Source organism: Noviherbaspirillum sp. (genome assembly GCF_036846085.1).
Classification (GTDB): Bacteria; Pseudomonadota; Gammaproteobacteria; order Burkholderiales; family Burkholderiaceae_D; genus Noviherbaspirillum.
This window is the reverse complement of the sequence record NZ_DAIUCO010000280.1, coordinates 1-6,613: the sequence shown is the minus strand read 5'-3', so window position 1 is coordinate 6,613 and position 6,613 is coordinate 1. Positions and strand designations below refer to the sequence as shown.

The following is a 6,613-nucleotide window of genomic DNA, read 5'->3' as shown; positions in this document are numbered from 1 at the left end:
TGACCATCACACGGATCACGCGCAAGGGGTGATCGGCGGGCACGAAGTCATCGAGATGGCGCATCGTGAACAGGCTCTCGGTGAAGGTGTCGGCTCCGCGCATGGATGGCTCGTCTGTCTGGTCGGTAGGGTGCCTTGATTGTCCTGGCAAGGCGTCAACCGAGGAGTGACGGTGGGGAGTATTTCAGCAGCCTGCTAATATCGATTTGGCGCAATAAGCCCGCTTATGTGCCCACGCGGAAAAATCACCCGCCCCAAAAGCCTGGCCTCAGCAAGTTGACGAAATTATGCCCAAACAGGCATAATTAAAACGATGTCGAAGCAAGCCCGAAAACCCATCAAATGGGTCAGTTCCGCCAAGCGCGACCTTGATGCGATGCCGCAGGATGTCAAAGACGTTTTTGGCCATGCCATTGACCTGGCCCAGGCCGGTGGCAAACACCAGGATGCCAAGGTGATGACGGGTTTCGGTTCGGCCGGCGTGCTGGAGTGGTCGAGGACCACCAGGGCGACACTTTCCGGTCTACACCGTCAAGTTCGCCGTGGGTCTATGTCCTGCATTGCTTTCAGAAGAAGTCCAAAAGCGGCATCGCGACGCCGAAACCGGAAATAGATTTGATCAACACCCGCCGGAAGGCCGCGAAGCAGGATTTCGAAGTTTGGCAGGCACAGCAAGGAGCAAAGAAATGAATGTCCACGCGAACATCACCATCGAAGAAGGCAGCACCAACGTCTATGCTGATCTGGGATACACCGACGCGGGCGAGATGCAGCGCAAGTCCCAGCTGGCCGGCGAGATTGCCCGTGCGATTAAGGCACGCCGCCTGACGCAGGAAGACGCGGCCACCCTGCTGGGGATCGACCAGTCCAAGGTGTCACGCATTACATGCGGCCAGTTCCGAGGCGTCAGCGAGGCCAAGCTGCTCGAACTGGTGGCCCGGCTGGGCCACGACGTGAAGATTGTGGTCAGCCCAGCGCGGCGACGCGCCGGTAAGATAGAACTGCAGTTTGCCTAAATAATGCTTAGGCACTGGGCGCCTCCGGGTTCGGCTCCAGCGCAAGTTTTTTAAGCAGCTATTTCTCTAAGATAACGGGATTGTAATTTGGGAGCCAGCGTTGCGTTGGCCCCGGCTTTCTACAGTGGGAACCGTGATGCAGCGCCTGTATCACGGTGGTCCCAAGTGTTGAGGCCACGTCCTGCAATCGACAGTCAAGGAGTTTCATCATGCTGTTTCCTCAAACCGAATTTGCCCTGTCCCATGAGGAGCGTCACGCTTTTCGCAAGGAATACGCCAATTGAGTGGCGTAGCCACACGGGTCGGGTGATCGCCATATGGCATATATTTACAGTTTTCATTCACATCATTTAGGACTTTTCATGACAAACCATCTTCGTACCGCCACGCTTGCCTTTGCCCTTTCCGCTGTATCAGCGCTAACCTTTGCCGCTGGTTCACACGGGGGCGGTCACGACGAGGTCGCCATCGGTCAGCCTGGAAAGACGGCCAACGTCAGCCGAACTATCAACATCGACATGACCGACAACATGCGATTTTCTTCGGCGGACATTGCCGTCAAACAGGGGGAGACGATAAGGTTCGTGGTCAAAAACTCCGGCAAAATCAAGCATGAAATGGTGCTGGGTACACCAAAAGAACTCAAGGAACACTACGCCATGATGATGAAAATGCCCGAAATGGAGCATGCCGATGCGAATATGGTCACGGTCGCTCCGGGCAAAACCGGTGAAGTCGTCTGGCAATTCACCAAGGCGGGCAAAGTTGACTTCGCCTGCCTGCAGCCTGGCCACTACGACGCCGGCATGAAGGGCCTGGTGACCGTCGCCGAAACTGCTGGCGCCACTGGAGCCGCGCCCAAAGCCGGTGCGGCCGCAGGCCACAAGCATTAATGACAGCACATAAACCTACAGCGTTTTGCGGGGTTTTTGCACCCCGATTGACCCCATTTTCGATGTAAATCTATCATCTCTCAACTTTATTGAAATCGAGCACATTATGAAAATCTCTAATTCTTTCGCTGTTCTTGGCAGCCTCGCACTGGCAGCGGCTTTCGCAACCAATGTTTATGCCCAAACCACGATGAACAAGGACAGCATGCCGGGCATGGACATGTCGGGCATGAAGATGGCGCCCACAGACAAGGGCGGCATGGCGGGCATGAACATGCCGGGCATGGCCATGGGCACGTCGGCAACAGCTACCGCGACAGAAGGTGAGGTTCGCAAGATCGACAAGGAAAACCAGAAAATTACCTTGAAGCACGGCGATATCAAAAACCTCGATATGCCCGGCATGACCATGGTTTTCAAGGTCAAAGACGCGGCCTTGCTGGACAAGGTCCAGGTGGGTAGCAAAGTCAAATTCAAGGCTGAAAAATCGGACGGCGCGATAGTCGTGACCAGCATGGAAGTTGCTCAGTAAGCAGAGGACAGAAGGAACGCCGACGCGGTCGGCGCAACTTCTATCCCGTCACTTATTCAAAAAAAGATCACCATGGATGAACTGAAACGCAGATCGCTGCAGTCGCTGCTTAGCTTGGGCGCCCTGGGGGCGCTTCCACCCGCATGGGCACAGCTGCGCGCTGTTGAGATTGGCGCGGTACCCGTTGATCGCACCTACGACCTGACGATTGCCGAAACGGCGCTCAATATCACTGGCAAGCCGGCCATGGGCATCACCATCAACGGCACCATGCCGGGGCCTGTGTTGCGTTTCCGCGAGGGCGACGAAGTCGTTATTCGCGTGACCAATCAACTTCGCGAAATCACCGGCGTTCACTGGCATGGCTTACTGGTGCCCAACAGCGAGGACGGCGTGCCCGGCGTTACCTTTCCGGGCATTCAGCCGGGAGAAACCTTTACCTACCGCTTCAAGCTGCGCCAGTCGGGGACGTACTGGTACCACAGCCATGCGGCGCTGCAAGAGGCGGCCGGGTATTTCGCCCCCATCGTCATCGACCCGATCACGCCCGACCCGTTCAAGTACGACCGTGAATACATTGTGATGCTTTCGGACTGGAACGACACGCCACCGCAGCAGGTGCTGGCGAACCTGAAGAAGGTTGATGGTTTCTACAACTACCGGCGAATCACGACGCCGCAATTCCTTGCCCAGTTGCGCAACGCACCCGACAAGAAGGCGCGTGAAGCCATCTGGAATGATCGCATGGAATGGGCCAAGATGCGCATGGACCCGACCGACTTCAGCGATGGCGGCGACGAGTGGACTTTCCTGATGGCGGGCAAAAAGCCTGCCGAAAACTGGACCGCGCTTTTCAAGCCCGGCGAACGTGTGCGACTGCGCTTCATCAACGCCTCGCCGATGAATATGTTCGATGTCCGGATTCCGGGCCTGCCCATGACTGTGGTGCAGGCCGACGGTCAGAACGTGAGCCCGGTCGAAGTCGATGAGTTCCGCATCGGCAATGGTGAAACCTACGATGTGATCGTGCAACCGAAGGAAGCCAAGGCTTACAGCATTTTTGTGCCTACCATCGCACGCATTGGCTACGCACTGGGAACATTGGCCCCAGAGTTGGGCATGAGCGCCCCAGTACCCGCAATGGGCCCGAAGCCGGTACGTACGATGGCCGACATGGGTATGGCGGGCATGGACATGAGCGGCTCAGCCAGTACCTCGGGTGCGGCAGATGCTTCAGGCATGGCCGGAATGCCCGGCATGGATACCAAACCCGCTGCAAATGCTGCCATGGCGGGCATGGCGGGTATGGATATGGGCAAACCAGCCGCCAATACGCCAGGCGCGTCTATGGCCATGCCGTCGAAGCCTGCCGACAAGGCCATGGCCGACATGCCTGGCATGTCAGCGTCGGGCAAGCCGGCGCCAGCAGCGAAGCCGGCGGATTCGATGGCAGGCATGCCCGGCATGTCGGACCAGACGGCCGCCGCCCCGATCACTGCCCCGATGGATGAGGACGGACTGCGCCGCCTGAAATACGCGCTGCTGCGCGCTGCCACCCGCAACGCCGACAACCGTGCACCAGAAAGAGAACTTTTGGTACGGTTGACCGGCGACATGACGCGTTATTTCTGGTCGATGAACGACAAAAAACTTTCCAACGCCAAGCCCTTCAAGATAGGCCTTGGGGAGCGTGTACGCATCAAGATGGTCAACGAAACCATGATGGAGCACCCCATGCACCTGCATGGTGTATTTATGGAACTGGTCAATGGCAATGGCGCCTTCGGTCCGCGCAAGCACACCATCATCGTGCCACCGGCGCAAACGGTGGAGCTTGATGTCACCTACGAAGATGAAGGTACCTGGGCCTTCCACTGTCATCTTTTTTACCACGCAGCGACCGGCATGATGCGTCTCGTCGAAGTAGCCTGAACCTTGCCATGACCAACAACTATCCCCAACAAATAGCATCGCTGCGCTGGCTCGTCGCTGCGGCCCTCGGCTTGTCCGCCCTGTCTGCTCAGGCCATGGAAGACGAGTCGATTTACTCCTACACCAGGGTCGAAGCCGGAACCGGTAAGATACGCGGCCAGGCGGGCTCAAGCCAGTCATTCAATGTGGACGGCTGGATCGGTGGCGACTTCAACCGCCTGTGGTATCAGTTTGACGGAGAACGCGCGGGGGGTCGAACCGAAGCTGCGGAACTGCAACTGCTCTACGGCCGCTACATCGCCCCGTTTTGGGACGCGCAGGTGGGCCTGCGTCGTGACGAGCGGCCCGGTCAGCGCACTTACCTCGCCGTTGGCGTGCGCGGCCTCGCGCCCTATGCCTTTGACGTGGACCTGAAACTGTTTGTTCGCGACGATGGCAAGGTGTCTGCGCGCACCCGGTTCGAGAACGACTTTTTGCTGACGAATCGTTTCATCGCGCGTCCGTACATCAATGTGGAGTGGTCGGCCTCGAACCTTGATGCAACCGTGCGCAGGGGACCCTACCAGACCGATGTCGGCCTTCAGGCGCGATACGAGTTCAACCGCCAGTTCGCGCCATATGTCGATGTTTCACGAACCTTCTATCCGCGCGCGCAATCGGGCGGGCAGAGACCAGCCACCACGGTTCGCGCCGGCTTGCGCTTGATTTTCTAGCAACAAGATTGACGGGTGGATTTTGTGTCTGATCAGGATGCCAATGGGATTGGGCGTTATGGACGTCCGACCGTCGCACTGCACTGGGTGGTGGCTCTGACGCCGTCGTATTAGGCTTGACGCTCGGCAACACGCCCGAAGAGGCATCTAACCGCAAAGATTTATTTGACTGGCATCGCTGGGTGGGCGTAACGGTATTTGCTTTGGTCCTCGTGCGAATCGTCGTCCGGGCCTTTAACCGGGCTCCGCCACCTCTCGCTTCTATTTCGTCTTTTCAGCAATGGGTTGCGCACTTTACACACGGAAGTCTTTATGTATTGATGGTTGCCGCCCCCCTGACGGGGTATCTTTTGAGCAACCGGATGGGCGAGGCCATCGTGTTGTTTGGCTCAATCAACCTTCCTCCTCTGTTGGTGGCTGACCAGGCACAGATGGCACTCATGGAATCGGTTCATAAATGGATAAATTACAGTCTCATCGGAATTACAACACTGCATATTCTGGCCGCCTTCAAGCACCACATGATTGACCGCGACGCCACCTTACACAGGATGTGGCTGCGCTGAGTTCTGGGATTCTTCGACCTTGAAGTTACCAGGCTCGCAGGCCACCGTACATGAAGTAATGCATTCGTACCGACCCAGGGGCACGGCTATACGCCGGGCGGCTGTTCCGAACTTCGGTCGCAAAAATAACTTAAAAAACCTGATTTTCGATGTCTCACGACTTTATATACCTCGCCGGATTCATTGCATTGGGGGCGTTCATTTTGACAGGTAGCTACTACCTGTCTGCTCGGCAGTTCAGTCATCTGCTTGGCTTGACTATAGGCCTGACTACCGCATCCATGGCCTGGTTCCACGTAGGAGCCCTGCGGTCTGAAGCAGACAGCCCTGTGCACTACGCCGTGCTGACCATCGCGCAGTACGGCGTACTCGGACTGGGCTTCAAACTATGGTTCTCGCTCAACTATCCTCGGTTCAATCGCGCATCTCGACTGGTAGCACATAGTCTCGCGCATGCATCCCTCACGTTCGTTATTTTTGCAGGCTACTGGTTGAAAATTACTCACCCAATACTCGTATTCCTTCTATATCCTCTGTCAAGTCTTTCCGTGGCATTGATAGCCGAGAGCGTCGAGGAGGCCTTAGAGCGTCGAGTCAAGAAGGCGAGTAGGTAGACCAAAGTAGTTGGCTGCCATAAAGGAATCGGCCATGAAAAAACTCTCAGTCTTGCGATCATCTGGTCGCTACAGCCGACCCGCACTTTTTTTCATTGGGCACTTTCCGCGCTGATTCCCGTTCAGATCGGCCTTGGCTGGTACATGCTGTCCATTGAAGGCACACGGGGCAGCGCTGCTTACCTCGCCTTGCATGTGTCGCTCGGCTTGACAGCCGTAAGCGCACGGCGAACCCATCTTGAGATAGTACCGAGAGTCGTGCATCGTGTGCACGATGAAGATCACGCAAACCAAGGCGCGCGAGGCGATTGCCCCAACGTCCAAGAGGCGTTCGTACAGCCCTGAAC

General features: G+C 56.9%; 7 protein-coding genes and 1 pseudogene. 7 read left to right on the top strand and 1 reads right to left on the bottom strand.

What is annotated here, in order from left to right; translation table 11 throughout:
* Window positions 1-313 precede the first annotated feature (313 nt).
* The 7 genes and pseudogenes from V7080_RS22385 to V7080_RS22355 all read left to right on the top strand — a co-directional run bounded on the left by V7080_RS22385 (window position 314) and on the right by V7080_RS22355 (window position 5,652).
* A pseudogene (locus V7080_RS22385) lies at window positions 314-690 on the top strand (type II toxin-antitoxin system RelE/ParE family toxin).
* Window positions 687-1,016 (top strand): helix-turn-helix domain-containing protein, encoded by a 330-nt coding sequence (locus tag V7080_RS22380; RefSeq protein ID WP_055398264.1) that lies wholly within the window; start codon window positions 687-689, stop codon window positions 1,014-1,016. The pseudogene V7080_RS22385 and the gene V7080_RS22380 overlap by 4 nt, the downstream one beginning before the upstream one ends.
* 362 nt (window positions 1,017-1,378) lie before the next feature.
* Window positions 1,379-1,909 (top strand): cupredoxin domain-containing protein, encoded by a 531-nt coding sequence (locus V7080_RS22375; RefSeq protein ID WP_055398265.1) that lies wholly within the window; start codon window positions 1,379-1,381, stop codon window positions 1,907-1,909.
* 205 nt (window positions 1,910-2,114) lie between these two features.
* A complete protein-coding gene (locus V7080_RS22370) occupies window positions 2,115-2,441 on the top strand; it encodes a copper-binding protein (RefSeq protein WP_202907174.1) in 327 nt (108 codons plus the stop codon).
* A gap of 72 nt (window positions 2,442-2,513) precedes the next feature.
* Window positions 2,514-4,373, top strand: coding sequence for a copper resistance system multicopper oxidase (locus V7080_RS22365; protein WP_055398266.1), 1,860 nt, complete (start codon window positions 2,514-2,516; stop codon window positions 4,371-4,373).
* A gap of 8 nt (window positions 4,374-4,381) precedes the next feature.
* The gene (locus V7080_RS22360) at window positions 4,382-5,086 is read left to right on the top strand and encodes a copper resistance protein B (RefSeq protein ID WP_055398267.1); all 705 of its coding nucleotides are present in this window, start codon (window positions 4,382-4,384) and stop codon (window positions 5,084-5,086) included.
* A gap of 116 nt (window positions 5,087-5,202) precedes the next feature.
* Window positions 5,203-5,652 carry a cytochrome b gene (locus V7080_RS22355; protein ID WP_334190592.1) on the top strand — a complete coding sequence of 150 codons (450 nt, stop codon included), beginning with the start codon at window positions 5,203-5,205 and terminating at the stop codon, window positions 5,650-5,652.
* Window positions 5,653-6,335: 683 nt separating this feature from the next.
* On the opposite strand, the gene V7080_RS22350 is transcribed toward V7080_RS22355, so the two are convergent.
* Window positions 6,336-6,613: hypothetical protein (locus V7080_RS22350; RefSeq protein ID WP_334190591.1), on the bottom strand; the 278-nt coding region annotated here is incomplete at its 5' end.

Excerpts from the sequence above, each read along its gene's own strand:
- V7080_RS22375 (WP_055398265.1), top strand. The coding sequence starts at position 1,379 with ATGACAAACCATCTTCGTACCGCCACGCTTGCCTTTGCCCTTTCCGCT.
- V7080_RS22365 (WP_055398266.1), top strand. The coding sequence starts at position 2,514 with ATGGATGAACTGAAACGCAGATCGCTGCAGTCGCTGCTTAGCTTGGGC.
- V7080_RS22380 (WP_055398264.1), top strand. The coding sequence starts at position 687 with ATGAATGTCCACGCGAACATCACCATCGAAGAAGGCAGCACCAACGTC.
- V7080_RS22370 (WP_202907174.1), top strand. The coding sequence starts at position 2,115 with ATGCCGGGCATGGACATGTCGGGCATGAAGATGGCGCCCACAGACAAG.
- V7080_RS22360 (WP_055398267.1), top strand. The coding sequence starts at position 4,382 with ATGACCAACAACTATCCCCAACAAATAGCATCGCTGCGCTGGCTCGTC.